The sequence below is a fragment of the Fibrisoma montanum genome (assembly GCF_003583365.1).
Lineage (GTDB): Bacteria > Bacteroidota > Bacteroidia > Cytophagales > Spirosomataceae > Fibrisoma > Fibrisoma montanum.
In genome coordinates this window covers 237,809-256,733 of record NZ_QXED01000009.1, presented here as the reverse complement: position 1 = coordinate 256,733, position 18,925 = coordinate 237,809, and the positions used below count along the sequence as shown (strand labels likewise).

Annotated in this window: 19 protein-coding genes; 5 read left to right on the top strand and 14 right to left on the bottom strand. The window is 49.5% G+C overall.

All coding sequences use genetic code 11. From position 1 onward, the window contains the following. Positions 1-386: 386 nt before the first annotated feature. The 9 genes from DYU11_RS26800 to DYU11_RS26750 all read right to left on the bottom strand — a co-directional run bounded on the left by DYU11_RS26800 (position 387) and on the right by DYU11_RS26750 (position 8,667). Complete coding sequence (locus DYU11_RS26800) at positions 387-812, bottom strand: hypothetical protein (RefSeq protein ID WP_119670809.1); 426 nt, start codon at positions 810-812, stop codon at positions 387-389. Between the two features lie 706 nt (positions 813-1,518). Further along, positions 1,519-2,562, bottom strand: coding sequence for a hypothetical protein (locus DYU11_RS26785; protein ID WP_119670806.1), 1,044 nt, complete (start codon positions 2,560-2,562; stop codon positions 1,519-1,521). A gap of 5 nt (positions 2,563-2,567) precedes the next feature. Further along, positions 2,568-2,930 (bottom strand): nuclear transport factor 2 family protein, encoded by a 363-nt coding sequence (locus DYU11_RS26780; protein WP_119670805.1) that lies wholly within the window; start codon positions 2,928-2,930, stop codon positions 2,568-2,570. Positions 2,931-3,128: 198 nt separating this feature from the next. Next, positions 3,129-3,731, bottom strand: coding sequence for a porin family protein (locus tag DYU11_RS26775; RefSeq protein ID WP_119670804.1), 603 nt, complete (start codon positions 3,729-3,731; stop codon positions 3,129-3,131). Positions 3,732-4,110: 379 nt separating this feature from the next. Next, positions 4,111-4,989: a hypothetical protein gene (locus DYU11_RS26770; protein ID WP_147368043.1), complete on the bottom strand. Its 879-nt coding sequence runs from the start codon at positions 4,987-4,989 to the stop codon at positions 4,111-4,113. 200 nt (positions 4,990-5,189) lie between these two features. After that, positions 5,190-5,942: a LytR/AlgR family response regulator transcription factor gene (locus tag DYU11_RS26765; RefSeq protein WP_119670802.1), complete on the bottom strand. Its 753-nt coding sequence runs from the start codon at positions 5,940-5,942 to the stop codon at positions 5,190-5,192. Continuing rightward, the gene (locus DYU11_RS26760) at positions 5,939-7,024 is read right to left on the bottom strand and encodes a sensor histidine kinase (RefSeq protein WP_158600371.1); all 1,086 of its coding nucleotides are present in this window, start codon (positions 7,022-7,024) and stop codon (positions 5,939-5,941) included. Before DYU11_RS26760 ends, DYU11_RS26765 begins: the two co-directional genes overlap by 4 nt. 516 nt (positions 7,025-7,540) lie before the next feature. Then, complete coding sequence (locus tag DYU11_RS26755; protein ID WP_229366065.1) at positions 7,541-8,002, bottom strand: RidA family protein; 462 nt, start codon at positions 8,000-8,002, stop codon at positions 7,541-7,543. Between the two features lie 101 nt (positions 8,003-8,103). Next, positions 8,104-8,667 (bottom strand): Crp/Fnr family transcriptional regulator, encoded by a 564-nt coding sequence (locus DYU11_RS26750; RefSeq protein WP_119670800.1) that lies wholly within the window; start codon positions 8,665-8,667, stop codon positions 8,104-8,106. A gap of 359 nt (positions 8,668-9,026) precedes the next feature. On the opposite strand from DYU11_RS26750, the gene DYU11_RS33995 reads away from it, so the two are divergent. Then, positions 9,027-9,296, top strand: coding sequence for a hypothetical protein (locus DYU11_RS33995; protein ID WP_374756004.1), 270 nt, complete (start codon positions 9,027-9,029; stop codon positions 9,294-9,296). Between the two features lie 128 nt (positions 9,297-9,424). After that, positions 9,425-9,898: an anthrone oxygenase family protein gene (locus DYU11_RS26740; protein ID WP_119670799.1), complete on the top strand. Its 474-nt coding sequence runs from the start codon at positions 9,425-9,427 to the stop codon at positions 9,896-9,898. Positions 9,899-9,935: 37 nt separating this feature from the next. Here the strand turns inward: DYU11_RS26740 and DYU11_RS26735 are convergent, their stop codons facing one another. The 5 genes from DYU11_RS26735 to DYU11_RS26715 all read right to left on the bottom strand — a co-directional run bounded on the left by DYU11_RS26735 (position 9,936) and on the right by DYU11_RS26715 (position 16,971). Further along, a complete protein-coding gene (locus DYU11_RS26735; RefSeq protein WP_158600370.1) occupies positions 9,936-10,385 on the bottom strand; it encodes a hypothetical protein in 450 nt (149 codons plus the stop codon). A 129-nt stretch (positions 10,386-10,514) separates the two neighbouring features. Further along, on the bottom strand, positions 10,515-11,885 hold the full coding sequence (locus DYU11_RS26730) for a M24 family metallopeptidase (RefSeq protein WP_119670797.1): 1,371 nt from the start codon (positions 11,883-11,885) through the stop codon (positions 10,515-10,517). Between the two features lie 106 nt (positions 11,886-11,991). Continuing rightward, positions 11,992-12,825 carry an SDR family NAD(P)-dependent oxidoreductase gene (locus DYU11_RS26725; RefSeq protein WP_119670796.1) on the bottom strand — a complete coding sequence of 278 codons (834 nt, stop codon included), beginning with the start codon at positions 12,823-12,825 and terminating at the stop codon, positions 11,992-11,994. Positions 12,826-13,107: 282 nt separating this feature from the next. Beyond that, positions 13,108-14,775 carry a putative maltokinase gene (locus DYU11_RS26720; protein ID WP_119670795.1) on the bottom strand — a complete coding sequence of 556 codons (1,668 nt, stop codon included), beginning with the start codon at positions 14,773-14,775 and terminating at the stop codon, positions 13,108-13,110. A 132-nt stretch (positions 14,776-14,907) separates the two neighbouring features. Further along, the gene (locus DYU11_RS26715) at positions 14,908-16,971 is read right to left on the bottom strand and encodes an alpha-1,4-glucan--maltose-1-phosphate maltosyltransferase (protein WP_119670794.1); all 2,064 of its coding nucleotides are present in this window, start codon (positions 16,969-16,971) and stop codon (positions 14,908-14,910) included. Positions 16,972-17,089: 118 nt separating this feature from the next. Between DYU11_RS26715 and DYU11_RS33380 the strand changes: the two genes are divergently transcribed. The 3 genes from DYU11_RS33380 to DYU11_RS26705 are packed head-to-tail and all read left to right on the top strand — an operon-like array spanning position 17,090 to position 18,922. After that, positions 17,090-17,275, top strand: a complete 186-nt coding sequence (locus DYU11_RS33380) for a hypothetical protein (RefSeq protein ID WP_158600369.1) — start codon at positions 17,090-17,092, stop codon at positions 17,273-17,275. A 9-nt stretch (positions 17,276-17,284) separates the two neighbouring features. Beyond that, complete coding sequence (locus tag DYU11_RS26710) at positions 17,285-17,785, top strand: Lrp/AsnC family transcriptional regulator (RefSeq protein ID WP_119670793.1); 501 nt, start codon at positions 17,285-17,287, stop codon at positions 17,783-17,785. An 18-nt stretch (positions 17,786-17,803) separates the two neighbouring features. Further along, positions 17,804-18,922 (top strand): ABC transporter substrate-binding protein, encoded by a 1,119-nt coding sequence (locus tag DYU11_RS26705; protein WP_119670792.1) that lies wholly within the window; start codon positions 17,804-17,806, stop codon positions 18,920-18,922. Positions 18,923-18,925: the final 3 nt, after the last annotated feature.

The window sequence follows — 18,925 nt, the reverse complement described above, 5'->3', positions numbered from 1 at the left end:
CAATCGCCGGTTACCAAATATTCCTTGATCTACACCAGAAGGTTGGCTGAAAGTAGATGGATTACCGAAGCAGGAGTCAGTTATACGAATAGATATATTCGTCAGCAATTTAATTCCTATCAATTCTTCTTTCTTGGGGACCGTTCTCAACTGACTACACTTGATCTATCATTCATGTATAACCTGCTAAAAAGTGATCGACATGCCCTACGGGTTGGGGCTGGTCCTTCCTTGTGGTATGAGAGAAATGGTCTGATAAGTAATCTTTCAGGCACAGCCACTGCTGGCGGACAACAGCTTACAGATGTCTCATTTACTAGATGTAAATAAATTATACTCTGAATGGTCTGTTGGATTTCTAGCTCAATATCTTTTGAGAGTACAATTTATTTAGATTCGCGGACAGCAATTTCAACCTGATTATTTCTGATTCTAACATCAACCATTAGTTGAGGTCTTCTTAAAAAGTCGGTTTCTTTTGAATTGACAACTCTTAGCAAATAAGCCGATAACAAAGCTACTATTTTGAATTTGGTTTCTACTCTAAACTCGGCTGGTAATAACTCGTCTCGAAATCCACTCTGATGAATTTGCAAGAGCCAATTTTCCTCATTCAGATATCCACTGACACTAACAGGATGAAAAGCGCTCTGAATAACTTGATTTGGCTGATAGGTAGCCGAATTTAGTGAGTGCCCAAAACTGATTTGGTCAAAGCGTATACCAATCTGTTCTTGAATGTCCCTAATTTCCTTAATTGAAAATAAGTGCCGAAATCCACGAGGAAGTTTCTTTTTAATGATTTGTTTCATCGTTATTAGTACAGAACGGTCTTATTTTTCATTTTAATCTATTTCATAAATAGAGTGGTTTTGCAAAAATCTGTCCGCCATTTAACCGAACTGATTTGGCGGTCATCAAATTTCGTAAAATACTCGCTTTTAGGAGTTGTTGGGGAATTTTTAAGAGGATGAAAAAAGTAGATGTCTGCTTACCTTTATGTTGCTAGACAACGAAGCTGGTCCGCCGGTGCGGTATGATCACTCGATTTAATGAGCTTACAGACACCCACCGGGCAGCCGGCGCTGTGGCAAGTTATGGAAAAGCACTTGCCCACGCAACGCAAACGCCGACTTTGCCTACGGCAAGTTAGCAATGCCATTTTTTATATTCTGCGTCCTGGCCGGTTCGCCGGTGCGATGCCAGTGGCGAAACTTACCGGCCTGCTATGCACACTCGCAAGCGGTTTATCATTACTTTGTTAAATGGAAGCACAATGGTTGCCTGAATAGCCTACTGGTTAAAGCGTAATTGTAGGATTACGAAAGATTACGAGCATACAGCCAACAGTGCTGAATCATGGCTTTTATGAGCTAGTTGTGCCTTGATGCTGAATCGATTATAATTTTGAGCCAAATAATACTTCCCAACATCTTCTAAGACACATACCTTATTCTGTTACCACAAAGAAGGCGGATGCGCATCCGCCTTCTTCGCTATTATCAGTTATCAGAAAGATTATTTTTTAATAATGTTTGGTAGTTCCGCATCAAACAGTCTCGCAAATTCCCGGCTGGATAAAATATGACCTTGTTTTTGCGCATCTTTCCCCAGGTTATACCCCCATTCGGCGGCTGCCTTGTTTTGAGAAGGAGTACCATGGTGCGACGAACCTTTAAAACTACAGTCACCAGTATTAGATAACAAATCCGAGACTTGTTGCACGCTCTTTCCCTGCAAAGCTGCTTCCCGGGCGTGCGACAAGTAGTACGCAGCGTATGCATTGGCCATTAACTCGACGCGACGGGCAGTTTTCGGGATTAGTTTCATACCTGGTTTCAATATACCCAAATCATATTGAAGATGATGCCCAACCTCATGGGCCAGAATAGCCTGCGGAGCGAAATCTCTATACCCAATACCCTCAAAACCCTTCAAGTTGCCATCACCAATAACAATTTTAGCCGGAGATTGCCCAACACCCGCAAAGGTTGTATCCGGGACGGCATATTGATTAATAGTAAAAGCAGGGTGATCTCCGTTAAGATACTGCGGATAAGTTTTAAGTAATGTGGCTATAGAATCCGTATAGTCATTAGCCTTCTCATCAGGATAGCCCATTGCTTTATACGTTTTAAAGACCTTATTTCTGTCTTGCAACACGGAACCATGCGCTGCGACCATAATGATGTTGTCCGGCTGGATACCCCAAAAACGCTTTAGATCTTTAAAGCTATTATTCAACTGATTGGTATATTCACCCTTAAGACCAAAAGATTGGTTAACAGCACTGTTTTCAAAATACACAGCGTGATTAAGAGGTAATGCATCCATGCTCAGCTCCGGATTAGTAGCGATGACAGTTAACGGTAGACTACCAAAACCATATTTATATTGATCAAAAAGCCATTTTCGTAGAGGAGGGTCAACGCAGGTAGTTGAATCCACTTCAGCTAAATCCGGGTTCGGATTATAAACCGGACCATCTATTTCTTCTTCACAAGCAGCAAGCAGAAGTAAAGAGCAGGCAGTAACTGCCATAAGTAATCTAAGATTTTTCATAACACTTATTCTTGTTTAGTAAAGGTGTTGATAACGAAAGCTTTCAATTCGGCCATTTTGCCCTGGCGAAAACGCCACACGTCGCAGTAGGCGTACTCAATCATTTCCCCGGTTTCGTCCTTGAGGCTGATTGAGCCAATCGCCGTAACATAGTCCCCCTCGGCAATCAGATTGTCGACCGTGAACATCGGTGGTTCTACGTATTGCGCTTTCATGTAGGCGCGAACCGCTTCCTTGCCTTGCAGGGTCCTGTCGCCGACAAAGTCATACGACAAATCGTCGGTGCAAAAGGACAGAAATCCTTCGTTGTCGCCCTGGGCGACGCAGGCATTTGCTTTTAGTAGTACAGCCTTATTTTCCTCTGACATAGGAATGCGTGTTAGTACTCATGGTACGTTTAAGTGGACACACTGATGAAGTGGAGCCGCCTGTCTGCTGATTCATTATTACTCCTTGCCGTAGGCGGCTCCAAACGGCTCAGGAAAGATTTGATCCTAAATAAGTTCTGAATGTGGGTCCAAAACTCACTTAGGATCTAACTTTCAAGCAGTAGCCCAGACGGGTGACTACAGTAATTTGAAACCTACGCTGAAAGCGAATGAACCGGGACGGCCATCTAACTCAGGGACTATTTTCTCTAAGCCGCCTTCATACCTGGCCTCAAGAGTGAGGTTGGCCAGGTCTATCCCCAGCCCGGCCTGGTACCCATACTGGTCCCGTTTAATACGTGAGTTGGGTGAAAGGTTCTCCAAGACGGCCGACTCATCCTTCAATTGCCGCGAATACATGGGACCAGCCATGATCCGTAAGTTAATTAGTTCGCCGTCGATAAGCTTAACCCCCAACAATAGCGGTATATCCAGGGACTGTAGTTTTACCTTTCCATCGATCCTATTGCCCGGAGTGGCATCAAAAGAGATCTTGCTGCCCTTTTCGTTGAAAAGTGCTTCAGGCTGCAGGTAAAACCGGCCAGCATTGATGCGCAGAAAGGCCCCCCCCTGGAAACCAGTGGCATACCGATTATTGATTTTCCTGTCCGCACCGGAGAATGAAAGCCGGCTGTAGGTGATGCCAAGCTTAGGACCAAAATTGGCGGAGACTTGTGAAAAAGCGGATGTCGAGATAAGCAACAAGCCCAATACGACACTGAAACTTCGGATAGTTTTCATAACAGAAACTTTGTTTTGAGTGTAAAAAAAAATTGGCCGGATTAAGTAGACATAGATTGGCGGATTGGCCGATTACCGCAATCAGTACCTGGCATTAGTCAATGCTGGTAGTAGCGTGTTTTAGAAGTACACCATGGAAAAAGCAGCCTGATTTCGCCGTGTAAAGCCTGTATCAGCTAAACAAACTGTGGCGATAGCCCCCATTTTCTGGAGCAGTAGTGGAGATACTCGTTTTGGTAAGCTTCACCAGGAAAGATTGAAACCTGATTTTCATTGAAAAAGAATGACGGGTGATCAAAGCAGGACTATCAGGACGAAAGGGCTTATGAATCCGTTGGAACCCTGGACATTTTAGCATCCACTTGTCTGATTGGCTTCATTATCGGCTCTTCGTACCGAAAGGGGTACGCTTGATGAGGTAATCCAACGTATTCGAATACGAATCGATCTGGTTACCAAGCGCACTTCTGGACTTGTCGTAGAAGGTGCTTCCGTGGTCCGTATAGATAGTCAGGGCAACCTTGGTGTCGTAATTGGCATTTGTAATGGTATTGTTACTCGTCACGGCACTACCAGACGCTTTTGTGTCTCTGCTGTTTTTGTTCCGGTTTTGGCTTGCCTTGTCCTTGTAAGTGGTTGCCGCGCTCCCGGTACTGATCGTGCCCTTGTTCATTACGTCCACCGTACCCATAACGACATACTCCACCCCAAGCACGATTGCCAGCTCTTCAGGGTCAACCGCAGCAGCATCATTCATATCAATGTTGTTTTTTGCCAATAGCCGATTCGTCGTCAGCGGGTCCTGCACGATGATGTTGGAGGTATTCTGCCGTAAGGAGCTGGCACAATTGGCTTGCAAGCGTTTGCTCATCTGATCGGATGGTACTCCGGGTTCATTGGTCACAAACAGAAAAGGCAACACCGCTATTTTGTTTTTGCGGTCCGCCCGGGCTGATGCAGAGCGAGCAGGTTGTGAGGAGGATGCGGCAGTTTGTGGAGCTTCATTAATCACCTCAAGGCGGCCGGTAGCAAATTGAATTTTACTAATTTTCTCTTTTGGCAGTTCGTATTCAAGCTCCTCACCAGCATACTTAAACTTGACGGTGTTTGCTTGAATTTCGATGACTTTCCCTTCTTTTCGTTCTCCATCCAGCATAATGACCGCGTCCGTTTTGCTCTGCGCAAAACTATTGGTAATTGTTCCACTGAATATGAGTAGCATCAGTGCTAGGACTGATAGCAGGCAATCACGTTTCATGATTTTGATAAGTTGTTAAGTTAAACATTAATTTTTAGCTAATAGGGTAGCATTTAGCCTCGAAAAAGGCTATTAGACTGGCAAGCCATTTGTCTTGTTTGCTACGATGTTTTAGGCATTGTTTTCAATGAATGCCCAGTAACGGCTAAGAGTAGTCGTGAGACAAAAAAGATATTTACTATAAATACCTTTAGCTAGAATCAAAATGAATCGTCTCTATTCATTGAATTATCCGGTGGTAGGGAGAGTAGTTTAGCATTGATCAACTCAAAAAAATCTTTTTTATACGCTTCACCAATCGTAACGGGTTGCGTTTCGTTCAATATGCGTACCAGATTACCCTCTATAGCGGTTATATGACTCAGTGAAATAATAAACGACTTGTGGATGCGGACAAAACCCATTGGAGAAAGATGCTCAATGAGTTCTCTTAATTTAAGATAAGCCGTGATCTTTCGCTGGTCGTCCATGTGAATAGTTGCATAATTACTCAAGCTCTCAATGTAAGTAATCCGGCGAGAATCGATCTTTAGCAACTTGCCCTTTTGCTCGGTTTTTACAAATACATAATAATCTTGCTCATTGGCTGGGCGGATACTATTATGGATGATCCATAAACGGTTAACTGCTTTCAAAAACCGGAGAAATGAGATTGGTTTCAACAGGTAATCCACCACGGCATGTTCAAAGCCTTCCAGCGCGTATTCCTTATAAGCAGTAGTCATAATAACATGACAATCATTGCCAATAAGTTTAAGCATTTCTAGGCCGGAAAGGTTGGGCATTTGTACGTCTAAAAACACAAGGCCGGGCTTGAGATCGGCGATCATTGCTAATCCTTTCACTGGGTTTGTAGACGTTCCTACCAGGCGCAAAAAATGCACCTTATCAATATGTTCTTTTAGCAGATCAATGGCGTGTTGCTCATCATCAACTATGATGCAATCGATCATACAGGAAATGATATGTTTAATGAAACACTAAAATCCATGTCGCCTTCTCCCACTAAAAATCGACAACGTTCACCATACATCAAACTTAGCTGCTGAGTGATGTTTTGCAGACCCACGCCATTGGATAACCCTTTGTGGCCTTTCCCTTTTTTGTTTCTGATGACAAAAGACAACTCGTTCATCGAGGTTTCTACTTTGATAAACAGAGGATATTCAGGGTCATGTAAATCGCCGTGTTTAAACGCATTTTCAACCAGCGTAATCAGCACGAGTGGCACAATACGGATTGACTGATCGTCAATCTGTTCTTCATAAAAAATGTTCAGTTCGTGGTTATAGCGACGCTGATTAATCTCAACGACATTTTTCATGTGCTCCAGTTCATCCATAATGTTGACCGTGCCGTCAACACCCGTACTTTTCCCCAAAGCATACCGCATAATGTTAGCCAGCATTAATACCGAATCGGCCGTTTCTTTATCTTGTTTAATAACCTTTCCGTAGATAAAACTCAACGAATTGAACAAAAAGTGAGGATTGATCTGATGCTTGAGGGTGCTAAGTTCAGCTTCGGTTTTTTGCTTCTCCAGCATGATACGCTCTTTTCCTTTTTGAACCCATTCGACCAGTAGTGCTGCGGAAAAACTAATAGCAAGGGCGTACAGATAAGACATGAGTATTAACCAGACAACACTGTTCTCAGTCAAAACGGTTGAAGAAGACAAAGTGCTGCTGCGCTCCTGATCCCTGCGCTCAACTAAAAAGGAATAGTAATTGAAGCCAAATTTTACCAAAAAGAGAAGTATCCCGATTACTAAAACCTTGCCGCGACTGCGCTCTTTGCGCATGGCAGGAAGTATTACTTCAAAAATTAAAATGTAATGAGTAATCACTGACTCAATCACGAAAGCCAGAATATTTAAAGGGAAACTCCTCTGATTTGTTAAATCTCGTATGGTTTGCGCTGGGTTGACCACGTACGACATGAAAAAAAGTGAGCCGTAAAAAATTAAGGAAAACAAAGCCAATGCAATCAACCGCTTGTTATTTTCTCTTAAGAAATTTATTGCTGCTTTAAACATGGTTACAGACATTAAGAAAACTTTATATCAACTGAATACCACACATTCAGTGATATCATGAAGCATGATTAAGAGGAGATTGAACCTACATCTAATAATGCCATGAACAGGATTTATACTAGGTAATTTGATAGTGTCTTTTTCATATCAATTGGTTCGAGTTTGACTTTCAAATGATTTATGTTACATCTAAGGAGTTGCCTACTCTGGCCATGCCATTCGTTAAAAACAATCACGCCAAACAGTTTTCTCCATTCCGTAACCGAATCATGTAACAAATGTATTGAGGCAATCACTGACGATAAACTATATTATTTGAACAGGCTGATTGTATATGTCAACCGGAAAATTGATCAACATCTGGGCATTGGAATAACCTTACAGTAAGCCTAAAGTGCGATAGTTCAAAAAATAGTCAAGTCCTAAATTTGTAGTAGAGGGGAGGTTAATCGACAGGCCGTGACGTATTTACCCCATTTGTTAGTTACATCCGACGTTATCAGGCTGTGTCAATGCTTATTTAACTACCGTCGCTTCCAGTTCAACTTTCAAGGTTTCATTTAAACTTTTTACTTCCAGTAAAGTAGTGGCTTGCTTTATTTCATGCTTGGCTATCCAATTTTGAAAAATAGGAAAGTTGGGCCAGAACTCTTCATGGGAAGTGGTGTAAATCGTTAACCGCACAATATTCTTGCATTCGTACCCAGCCTCGCTGATAACTTGTTCTAAATTTTGGATCGCCAGAAGTAATTGGGTTTGCATGTCGTCGGTACTGGAGTGCCCGTCCGCGTGTACGGCAGCTTGCCCCGAAACATAGAGCGTGCCGACTGGCTGTATTACTTCTACAGCTTGTACATAGCTAAGCTGATCTTGCCATTGCCAGGGATTGATGATTCTTGTTTCCATTTGCTTTACTTGTTTAGTTTGTAACCATGCAGGCAGCGTAGATCTAAGCGCTTGGGCTAAAATCGTTGCCATGCGTTTCATGCCTGCCGTGTAAAATTTACAGGGCAAAGGTTGGAAACAGATCAGGGTATGACCGTGACCTATAGCACAATTATGGCGTGATGTATATCACACTAATCAGTAAAGCGACTCAAGGTTTCGCGCGACACACCCAAGTAGGAAGCCAGTAAAGCCTTGGGTACCCGCTGAATTAAGGTAGGATATTGGTTGAGTAGCTGCTCATACCGCTCTTTGGCTTTGGTAGTAAGCAAAGACAAGATGCGTCGTTGGGCCGCAATCGAACCAGCAATGGTTAATTGCAGAAAGAAGCGTTCAAACTTTTGCAGACCGTCGCATAACTTATGATAGTTTTCCAGCGACAGGCAGAACACCACCGTGTCTTCTAAGCACTCCACCGACAGGGTTGCTGTGCTTTGGGCAAAGAAGGCCTGAAAATCGGTTTCCCACCAGTCCTCCATGGCAAACGAAACGATGTGCTGCTTGCCTGCTTCGTCGGTATAGACCAGCTTTAAAAGCCCCGAGATCACAAAGTAGGCGTACCTTACCGGTTCGCCTTCCTGAATCAGGAACTGATGCTTTTTATACGTTTTAAGCGTAAAATGAGCGAGTACAAACGCAAACTCGTCATCGGTTAGCGGTACTCGTTTTTGGATGTGTTCTCGTAACTTTTCTACCATTATTAGACACAAAACAAGCCCGTCATTCATTTAACGTCGCGCTTATCGCTTGACTAAACGCTCGCATCAACGTAAGTTATAAAACTTTGGGTTATTCATTTTACGGCTTACCGTGAATCCGGGATTATGCGTATACCAGTTTGACAAATACGCAGGGCTTAGTACCATTGCTATGAAAGGCTATTAAACCGGCCGGGGAGGTCAGGCATACGGTCGCCCTTTTTGAACAAAGCGACGGTGATAGGGTGAAAAGCGCTTTCCAGGCTCCACTTTCCGGATAGAGCGCATTGGTCTTTACAATGGTACCCAATGGGGTTTTCAGAGAAAAGAGAGCAGAACAATCTTACATAATGCCGGACGTGTCGCCGTCACTTTACATACGCCAGCTTCCTGAAAATCGTATACATCCCGGTCTGCTGCTTGTCAATGTAGCGAGAGTGCTGACCGTCGAAGCAGCCGTCTTCTTCGAGCATGATACAGGCGGTTTCCTGCCTCTGAACGACGAAAGCACTTTCGAAGCGATTTACCGGGCGCTCGAAATGAGCAAAAAGACGTTCAAGAAAGCGATTGGGGCGCTGTACAAAGAGCGGGCAATTCGGATTGAGCCGGATGAAATTCATCTGGTTTAAAAATTCATCGCCCGGAAACCCGAATTCATCCCTGCCTTTGCCGGGTTGACGCTGGTTTGCCGGCAGCAGCCGTAGCCAGCACGTAGGTTTGAGCCAAAAAACTTGCTTGGCTAGTAAACAACTACGGTATGACAACTACGGCTGACCTCCTATTGCTCCTATTTATCATCAACCTGGGTACGGCTTTCGGCGCGGGTCTGTACGAGACCCGCATCATTCTGCCACAGTGGTTTTCTAAGTCGGCCGGAACCGGCTATCGCGTCAACACGGATGCCATGCGGACCGTAGACTCCGGCCGAAAATTCTGGGCGTTCGTCACCACGGGGCCGCTCACGCTGATTACGCTGGCGAATCTCGTCGCGGCCTGGCAGGCAACGTCACCCAGACAGGACTGGTGGCTGGCCGCTGCATTGGTTGCCCTGGCCGAACGGGTCAGTACGTTCGCGTTTTTTATTCCGATGGCTATCCGGCTCGAAAAATCGGACAACCGTCCGCTGACTACCGTCAGCCGGTCGGTCAGGGCGTGGATTACGCTCAATTACGTTCGAAGCGTGCTGACACTCGTAGCCTGGCTTTGTGCGTTGTGGGCGTTCTCGCAGTGAAAGTGAACACGTAGCTTACAACTGCTGAAACGCCCAATTAAAAAGTAACGTCAATCACCAGGGAGCCTTTACTGGCGGTTATTGGCTGGTAAATCAAAGGAAAATCCTGCGGTATCATTTCGCAGGTCATTTGCTTATCGATAGTGCCCGAAGGAAGTTTCAGCGTGTAAAACTCATTACCAATTGGTAGGCCGCTACTGTCTTGAGTACCATTGGGAATGAAGACCACTGCTTTGCCGTCGAGGTGGCCTTTCACCCTGATGATAGCGGGAGCATCAATGGTTACAGTGAAATTAGTAGGCTTAACGGTGAATTTATGGCGTTTAGCTACGTCGTCAACGTCAAACGAAGATCCATTGCATTGCTTCAAATACAGGAGTACGCCAAGAAGAACGATTACGACTACACTGTATTTGTGCTTAATTACCATGTCATGAAGCAGTATAGGGTTCAAGGAAAGAAAATAAGAAGCGGACGTTTTTGTCATTCCGACGCAGCCGGGCGGCCGGCTGCGTCGGAATGACAAAAAACACGCTCTGAATGCAATCCTAAATAGCTTCCATGTTAACGTAATGATATAGAGGCCGCTAAACGTTGTTTTGAATCGGAGCAAGCTCTACTTCACATACCCCAGCTTTCTGGGAATCGTGTAAATTTCGGTCTGGCGGCCGTCGATGTATTGAAAGCGCTGACCATCGAACGTACCATCTTCTTCCAGCATGATCCTGACGGTTTTCTTCCATTCCGGAATCTCAACCGCAGCATTCAGTTCGATCGAGTAGGCCGTGTTGGCGAATAACGGGTAGTCGCCGGGGCCGGGAACGCCTTTCTGCTGATCCCACAGGCCAATGGTCGGGCCGGCCGCGTGGCCATGCACGCCAATGGGGTGGGAGTAAATTGTCCCTTTGATGCCTTCCTTCTGGGCCTGCTCCAGGGCTTCTTTCAACAACTGATTGCCGGATTTGCCCGCCTGGAAGCGTTCGGTGAGAATGTCCTGAAGCCGATTCCCCTGCTGAAACGCATTCTGGATGGCCATTGGTACCTCCGTTTCGCCGGGGCGGAGCACGTAAGCGTGCTGCTGCTGGTCGGTGTTCAGGCGGAGGTACGTAATGCCAAAGTCGACGTGCAGCAGGTCGCCGGGCATGATCACTTCGCCCGAAGGCCGCTTGGCAAACGTGCGCAAGTGGTCGAACTTCTTGTCGTCTGCCCGCTGTACGTCTACCGTCGGGTGGAACCAGGTGTCGAGGCCGAGTTCCGTAATGCGCTGCCGGAACCACCACACAACATCGTCGGTCGTGGTGACGCCCGGCTGGATGACCTGCTCGGACAAGCCCTCCTGAACGATCTGGTGCGACAACCGGCAGATCAGCGGGTAGATGGCCAGTTCCTTCGCCGTTCGGGTTTCCAGCCAGCCGACCGCCAGTCGTTCGGCCGGTACGATGCGCTTCTGGAAGTCGGCGGGCAGTTTCGCCATAAATTCATCATACTCCGTATGGCTCAGCCCATCGGCATGACCGTAGTTTCTGGAGATGTTAAGGCCAATTTTTTTGGGACTACGTTTCTGGATAATGTCTACCAGGGCGTCCCATTGATTCGGCCGCACGTCGATGTCCCACGCGCCTTTGAGCAGATTGCCTACGTCGTAGCGGGCAATGGCCAGCTTCTCGACGGACCCCGGTGCATCGGCCGACGGCTCCTTGCCGGTGTCGAAAAAGACCATGATTGTTCGCCGACGGGCCGACAGCCAGGTCGACGGCAGCATCGTTTTCAGAACGGGGTCCTCGTTGTATTCCCGCGATATAATCACCCACATGTCGATGCCTTCGCGACGCATGAGCTGTGGCAGCAGGTTCGTGAAGCGGTCTTCCAGAATGTCGTCGACTACCCGGGCGCGTTCCCGTTCGGATAGGATGGTGGGTTGGGGCTGTGCCTGGGCAAAAACCCATGTTGTGCCGAGGACGAAAAGAAGGTGTAGTAGTTTGGTCATGCCGGATGGTCAACGTTTACAAGTCAGGTTCAGCGGCTGTCAGACTTAACAGCTCGCGGCTCAAACCATGAAAATACAAACTTTGAACTTGAAACCTACTTAACCGTCAAACTCCCGTACTAAATGCCTTCTCCATCTGGTCGCGAATCATACCGACGTAGCTGGTTGGGAACATACGCGTTACCCAGTCGATCTGGCGGGCGTCGGCCCCAATCAGAACGCGGGCTTTGTTGCGCCGAACCCCTTCCCAGATCTGGCGGGCGGCTGCTTCGGCGGTTGTGCGGGCGGCTTTTTCAAAACTGACGGCGCCCTGCTTGTGCATCGCGTCCGTCACGAAGCCGCTCCTGCCGATGCGGGCATTGGTGGCAATATTGGTTTTGATGCCGCCCGGATGTACGCACGTAACGCCGATGTTGGTGTCCATCAGTTCCATGCGCAGCGTGTCGGTGAAGCCCCGGACGCCGAACTTGGCCGTGCAGTAGGCCGATTGGTTCATCACCCCGGCCAGACCAAACACGCTCGATACGTTGACGATGTGGCCCTCGTTCTGCATGATCAGATAAGGCAGAAACGCTTTGGTCATGCGGATAACACCCCACAGGTTGATACTCAGCAGCCACTCAAAATCATCCAGTTCAGTTTCGGCAAACGGCCCGCTGCCCAGGGCTACCCCTGCGTTGTTGACCAGAATCAGCAGTCGGTCGTCGAGGGTAGGGAGGGTTTCTTCGGCGAAGAGCCGAATGGCGGTTGGGTCTGATACGTCGAGCGGCTGGGTTTCTACATTGTCGCCGGCCAGGCGGGCGGTTTCGGCCAGGCCGGCTTCGTTCACATCGGTAGCGATAACCTGAGCGCCCTGGGCTGCGGCCTGGATGGTAAGCTGACGGCCAATGCCGGAACCAGCCCCGGTGATGATAACGGTTGCGTTCTCAAAAGGTGTCATGAGTTTAGAGTAGCGTTTGTCGTTCGAGCCGGGCGAAGGGCTCGCCTGTCAAACTACGAACTTCAGGCCCGAACTACAAACATCGGCCGTTAAACCCGTGAATTATGCGCCAACGATACGTCAAAAACGGGAAGGCTATCTCCTGACCTGACCGAAATACCGGATTGTTGACGGCTCTCTGAAGATTAAAACCGGCCTTTTTTTGTCATCCCGACGCCAGAAGGGATGACAAAAAAGGCTATGCAGTTACCTGTAACTCACGGTTACACTACGTTTGGCGCGTCATACACTCTTGTCCGTCAGCAAACCCGTCTGGAGCATCGGGATTTCCTCAACATGGCCCATGTCGCTCAGGCGGATTTTCTCGATTTCACGGATGACGTCGATGATGCCCTTAAGCGGAATCTTGACCCACGAAGGCCGGTAACTGATCTCGTAGCCAAGTTCGTATACGGCCTTTTCGAGGAGATACACCAGCAACAGAAAGTTGACTTCGCTGTTGTTTTTGAACAGCGGGTGTGGTGTGCCGAACGTATCGAGGTAGGCATTCAGAAACGTATCCCGAATCAGGTAGAACCAGCGGTCGGACACGCGCTGCAAATGCGCCGGATCGATGCCCTCCGTTTCCGAAGAGTTGAACAGCTTGGCACTCACGGCGTAGTGGTACGACCGGATCATCCCGGCTACGTCCTTGAGGGGGGAATGTTTGATTTTCCGGTCGGAAATGCTGCTTTCGGGTTCGCCTTCGAAGTCGATGATAACGAAGTCGTTGCCCGCTGCCAGTACCTGACCGAGGTGATAGTCGCCGTGAATCCGAATCCGTAGCGAACTGAGCGGCCGTGTGCGAAAGTCGTCGATGAACTGGTCGATCATCTCTTTGGCTTCCATGAACACCCACGCTTGCCGCTGCGCCAGCGGATCGAGTTTCGTGTAATTGTCGACCAGCAGGGCATACCGGCGTTCGAGCAGGCTTTCCAGGCGTCGGATAATGAAGGTACGGTACTCGTCCGTGAACGGCTCGGGCGCAAAGTCCGGCTCAGTACCGGGCTTATACAGACTGCAGTGCATCTCGCCGGTTCGCTTGCCGAGCAGCTCGACCCGGTCAAACACATCCTCCCGAATGGCAAACATCCGGTTGGGAACGGCGTACAGGAAATCATTGAGGTAATCGCCGGTCTGCATCCAGCTGTCCTTGTCATTGGGTACCATGCGCTGCACCATGCCCAGTGTAACATCGGCCGTGTCGGGGCGCTGCCACACGATGCTGCCTCCAAAGGCCGGAATATGCGTAAACCCACCCTCTTCGGTCAGAAACGCCACCATTTCCACCTCCGGGTTGGTTTCCTGGAAGAGTTTGCGGTATAGTTTCATGAAATATTTATCGCCGAATACCATCGCCGAATTGCTCGAATCGACCGGCAGCACCCGCGACGGCAGTGTGTTATCGCCGTCCTCCAGTCCTTTCCCGCGGTTGAAAACCAACTGCCCGTCCGGCTGCGGCATACGCCGGTCGTCGTGGATGGCCGCAAACAACAGTTGCCGGAACCGGTCGTCGTAAATAGCGTCGATCAGCACACCGGGCGAATTGCCCAGCACGGCCTCACCAATCCGCCCTTTGTCGGGCACGTCGGCCAGCCGAAACGGCAGTTGATGCGCGGTATGGTCGGCCACGAACGACACCGGCAGCAGGTACCGCTCCGGCTCGCCGTCGGTATAGCGGGCTTCCAGAATCAGCAGATACGCGAAATCGGGTTCGTCGGTCTGGCCTGGAAGGGGGAGCGTATGCACCACCGGAATCGAAAAACCGGCCTGATGCCGGGCTTTCCCCGCAAACCAGCGGCAGGTGTTGACGTAGGAAGGTAACAGGGTATCGGCCAGCGCCGGCCAGAACGTAGCGTCATCGGCGAGGGTAGACCAGGTAGTTGATGAGGTTAGGGGCTGAGAGGACATAAGCATTGAGTAGGAAAACACATACGTGTAAAGTCACAACAACTGAACATACAACTAACGGTTCACGGCCCTTGTTAGCCATGACGCCCGGTTTGTAGAAGCCGGGCGTCATGGAAACCCTTTCCAGAACACCTACAGCAGGTCGATCCGGAACAGGTGCATCGGCAAAGTATAGGGGTCCAGTTCGACGTAGTTCCACTCACCGCGCCAGGTGTAGTAAGCCCCCGTAAGCAGATCGTAGACCACATACGGCTGGTCCGGCTGTATGTTCAGCTCCCAGATCGGCACCTGCACCATCCCCGCCCGGCGGCTGTAGGCGTCGGTGTTGACCACCGTGAGCAGACGGTTGTTTTCGGCCACTTTCACGTAGGCCATGATGGCATCGTCGCTGACGGTACAGAATGTGATGTTGCTGGTCTTCTGCAAGGCCGGGTTTTCTTTCCGGATGCGATTGGTCAGGCCAATCAGGTACGTCAGTTTGTTGGTTTTGTCCCAGTCCCAGTAGCGAACTTCGTATTTCTCGGAGTTCAGGTATTCCTCTTTATTCGGGAACGGGATGTGCTCCATCAGTTCGAATGACGGGCCGTAGATGCCGTAGTTACTCGACAACGTAGCGGCCAGGAAATAGCGGATCAGGAACTGCGGCTCATGACCACCCTGCAGGCTATAAGGATTGATGTCGTGGGTGGTCGGCCAGAAGTTCGGGCGGAAGTAGTACTTCATCTCGCTCTGCGTCAGTTCGGTCAGGTACTCCTGCAGCTCCTGCTTGTTGTTGCGCCAGGTGTAGTACGTGTATGAATGCGCAAAACCCCGCTTGGCCAGTTCCTGCATCACCTTGGGTTTGGTGAAGGCTTCCGACAGGAAGATCATGTCGGGATACACTTTCTTTACTTCGGCGATGATCCACTCCCAGAACGCAAATGGTTTGGTATGCGGGTTGTCGACGCGGATCATCCGAACGCCCCATTCGCCCCAGAGCAGCAGTACGCGCCGGAGTTCCAGCCAGAGGTTCTGCCAGTCTTCGGTTTCGAAATAAACGGGATAAATATCCTGGTACTTCTTCGGCGGATTTTCGGCGTACTGAATTGTGCCGTCCGGGCGCTTTTTAAACCATTCGGGGTGTTCTTTGGCCCAGGGGTGATCGGGCGAACACTGAATGGCCAGGTCCATCGCTACCTCCATACCGTAGTTTTTGGCGACGGCGATCAGATGCTTGAAATCGTCCAGTGTGCCCAGTTCGGGGTGAATCGCATCGTGCCCGCCCAGCTCCGAGCCGATCCCGTACGGAACGCCCGGATCGCCCGGCTGCGACACGACCGAATTGTTTTTGCCCTTGCGGTGCGACGTGCCGATGGGATGAATCGGCGGCAGGTACAATACGTCGAAGCTCATGCCCGAAATGCGCGGCAGCAGCGCTTCAACATCCCGGAAAGTACCGTGGCGGCCTACCTCGCGCGAAGCCGACCGCGGAAACAGGCAGTACCAGGTGCTGAACCCGGCCCGCGGGCGATCCACATCAACGGCCAGCTCGGGTGCGTAGCGGGTCGGATACTGGCGTTCCGGGTACAGATGGGCGTAGTGCAGAAACTGTTCGCTTTCCGCAAACGAAACGGCTTCGTTGTAGTTGTCGCCCTCGCCTTCGGCCGAGCCGGTACGAAACAGGGTTGCAATTCGATACAGTTCAGCTTCATCATGGGCGTTACCGGCCTGTCGGCCAGCCCGCTGCGCCATGCCTTCGACGTAGGTTGCTCCGGCCAGGAGTTCGCTCGTGATGCGCTGCCCGTCGGCCACTTTCAGGTGAATCTCGTGCTGCCACGACGCCGGATGGTCGACCCACGCTTCGATGGTATAGTGGTACAGCCCCTGTTTCTCCACCACAAAAGCACCGCCCCAGCGGTCGTTGATGATCAGCGCCATAGCCGTTTCCTGCCAGGTGCCGTCCTCGATGTGCTTATAGAGGAGCCGGGCGGCCAGGTAGTCGTGGCCATCCGCAAAAATGTCGGCTTCAACGGCTATAACATCACCCGGTACGGCTTTGATGGGAAAGCGCCCGCCGTCAATCTCGGGTGCCACGTGCTCGATGACAACGCGTTGCTGCCCCTGAATACCGGACAGTGTGGTCTGAAGAGCAAGCTCAGCGTTGGACTGGGGAGCGCGTTTTTTAGTCGGCTTCTTAGCCGTGGTTGGTGTGCTCATCGCAGCTTCTGGTCGATTGGTACTGAAAATTATACCGAAATACTACCGACAATGTTACAAAAAAGTCGGGCGTAGAAGCACGGACTTCACTCAGCGGCCATTTTGCCGCCCTTGCGCTGTGGCGAAGCATGTCAGCTCATTCGCGGGCGGCAAGAGCCTCGGCCGTGGCGTCGAAGGGGTTGAAGCCGCAGGGTACGCTCAAGGTCAAGCGCACAAATTTTTTATTTGTCAGGCTCGTATCGAAAATTTTTCGATTTGGTTATTGACAATCAAAAAAATTTTGAAATTATTTGCTGTGCAGTAAATCGTTCGGATGCAGTTGTTCAACGGAGATAATGATAACTATAAGCCCGATGAGGTTGATTTTCAACTCATGCAGTCGTTGCAGCGTGATGGGCGGGAGTCGTTTTCCGATATTGCCCGGCGGCTGGGTATAGCGGTCAGTACGGTCAGTAAGCGTTACGTAAATCTGGTTGAAAAGGGTATTCTGAAGATCATCGGACGGGTTGATCCGAACAAGGTAGGGTTTAACGCCTACGCCAGTATTCTCGTGCAGGTAGACAGTGTGGAGGGCGTACAGCGGATTGCGAAACAAATTGCGGAATTACCCGAAGTCAGCTTTTTAGCCATGCGGACGGGTGAGTTTGATCTGGAAGTCAACGTAATGTGCCGCGACAACAACCATTTGCTGGATTTGATGAACGAGCGCATTCATACGATTGCGGGCGTTCGCAAAACCGAAACCATCATGTACCTGAAAGTGTACAAATGGGGCCAGCCGGAGTTGTCTTTGATTCAGAATCATAATCCCTAAAAACCATACACGAACACCATGAAAAAACTGCTGCTTTCGGCCCTGACGCTGGCTACCGCCGTAACACTCTGGAATTGCGGTGGCGGTGAGAAAAAAGAGGGTTCTTCTGAATCAACGGCCGTCAATACGGCCGACTTTAAAGGCAAAACCCTCAATATTCTGTGCTGGGAAGGCTACGCCGATCCTAAGTTTACCAAGGCGTTTGAAGAGAAATACGGCGTAACGGTTAAAGGAACGTACTTCGGCTCGTCCGACGAACTGATTGCCAAGCTGACCGCCGGTGGTGGCGATGTGTATGACATCGTAACGCCCTCGCCCGACATGGCCCAGGCGCTGGTGGAGCGCGATCTGGTGCAGCCTATCGATCTGAAGAAAGTGGCTCACTACGACAGCCTCGCCGACAAACTCCGGTCGATGCAGGACGTTGTGAAAAACGGCGAAACTTACGGCGTTCCCTTCACCTGGGGACCCGACTACCTGGTGTACAATGCCGACGTAGTGAAGACCGAACCCAAATCGTGGAACGAGTTTCTTAAACCCGAGTACAAAGGTAAAATCGCGCTTTGGGATGACATTTCGAGCCTTTACCTGGCCGGTATGATGCTTGGTTACGATAAGCAGGATAAGGGAGGTCTCTACAAGATGAACGAGCAGCAACTGGCGGAGGCCAAGAAAAAGCTGATGGAACTGAAGCCGCAGGTGCGTAAGTACTGGGTAACGGCCGGTGAACTTGATAACCTCATGAAAAACAAGGAAGTGGTGATGGCCGTCGGTTGGCCGCTGACACCCGCTACGTTGAAAAAAGAGGGTATGAACGTGAAAGGCATCATTCCCCAGGAAGGCGCAACGGGCTGGATCGACCGGCTGATGATTACCAAAAACACGGCTAATAAGGACCTGGCTATGGCGTGGATCGATTACATCACGGCTCCCGAGAACATGGCTAAAGTAGCCGAAGTAACCAACTACTCGGTGGCGAACCCCGGCGCTACGCGCTTCCTGACGCCGGAGCTACAGGAGGTGACGCAGATGAACAACACGCAGTACTACTTCGACAAGCTGAATTTCTGGCAGTACGTCAAGGAGCGGAAGCGCTACAACGAGGTCTGGAACGAGGTGAAGGGTGGCGCTATCTAGTCG

Bases quoted from the DNA above. Each gene is read 5' to 3' on its own strand.
- DYU11_RS26800 (WP_119670809.1), bottom strand. From the start codon at position 812: ATGAAACAAATCATTAAAAAGAAACTTCCTCGTGGATTTCGGCACTTA.
- DYU11_RS26785 (WP_119670806.1), bottom strand. From the start codon at position 2,562: ATGAAAAATCTTAGATTACTTATGGCAGTTACTGCCTGCTCTTTACTT.
- DYU11_RS26780 (WP_119670805.1), bottom strand. From the start codon at position 2,930: ATGTCAGAGGAAAATAAGGCTGTACTACTAAAAGCAAATGCCTGCGTC.
- DYU11_RS26775 (WP_119670804.1), bottom strand. From the start codon at position 3,731: ATGAAAACTATCCGAAGTTTCAGTGTCGTATTGGGCTTGTTGCTTATC.
- DYU11_RS26770 (WP_147368043.1), bottom strand. From the start codon at position 4,989: ATGAAACGTGATTGCCTGCTATCAGTCCTAGCACTGATGCTACTCATA.
- DYU11_RS26765 (WP_119670802.1), bottom strand. From the start codon at position 5,942: ATGATCGATTGCATCATAGTTGATGATGAGCAACACGCCATTGATCTG.
- DYU11_RS26760 (WP_158600371.1), bottom strand. From the start codon at position 7,024: ATGTTTAAAGCAGCAATAAATTTCTTAAGAGAAAATAACAAGCGGTTG.
- DYU11_RS26755 (WP_229366065.1), bottom strand. From the start codon at position 8,002: ATGGCAACGATTTTAGCCCAAGCGCTTAGATCTACGCTGCCTGCATGG.
- DYU11_RS26750 (WP_119670800.1), bottom strand. From the start codon at position 8,667: ATGGTAGAAAAGTTACGAGAACACATCCAAAAACGAGTACCGCTAACC.
- DYU11_RS26740 (WP_119670799.1), top strand. From the start codon at position 9,425: ATGACAACTACGGCTGACCTCCTATTGCTCCTATTTATCATCAACCTG.
- DYU11_RS26735 (WP_158600370.1), bottom strand. From the start codon at position 10,385: ATGACAAAAACGTCCGCTTCTTATTTTCTTTCCTTGAACCCTATACTG.
- DYU11_RS26730 (WP_119670797.1), bottom strand. From the start codon at position 11,885: ATGACCAAACTACTACACCTTCTTTTCGTCCTCGGCACAACATGGGTT.
- DYU11_RS26725 (WP_119670796.1), bottom strand. From the start codon at position 12,825: ATGACACCTTTTGAGAACGCAACCGTTATCATCACCGGGGCTGGTTCC.
- DYU11_RS26720 (WP_119670795.1), bottom strand. From the start codon at position 14,775: ATGTCCTCTCAGCCCCTAACCTCATCAACTACCTGGTCTACCCTCGCC.
- DYU11_RS26715 (WP_119670794.1), bottom strand. From the start codon at position 16,971: ATGAGCACACCAACCACGGCTAAGAAGCCGACTAAAAAACGCGCTCCC.
- DYU11_RS26710 (WP_119670793.1), top strand. From the start codon at position 17,285: ATGCAGTTGTTCAACGGAGATAATGATAACTATAAGCCCGATGAGGTT.
- DYU11_RS26705 (WP_119670792.1), top strand. From the start codon at position 17,804: ATGAAAAAACTGCTGCTTTCGGCCCTGACGCTGGCTACCGCCGTAACA.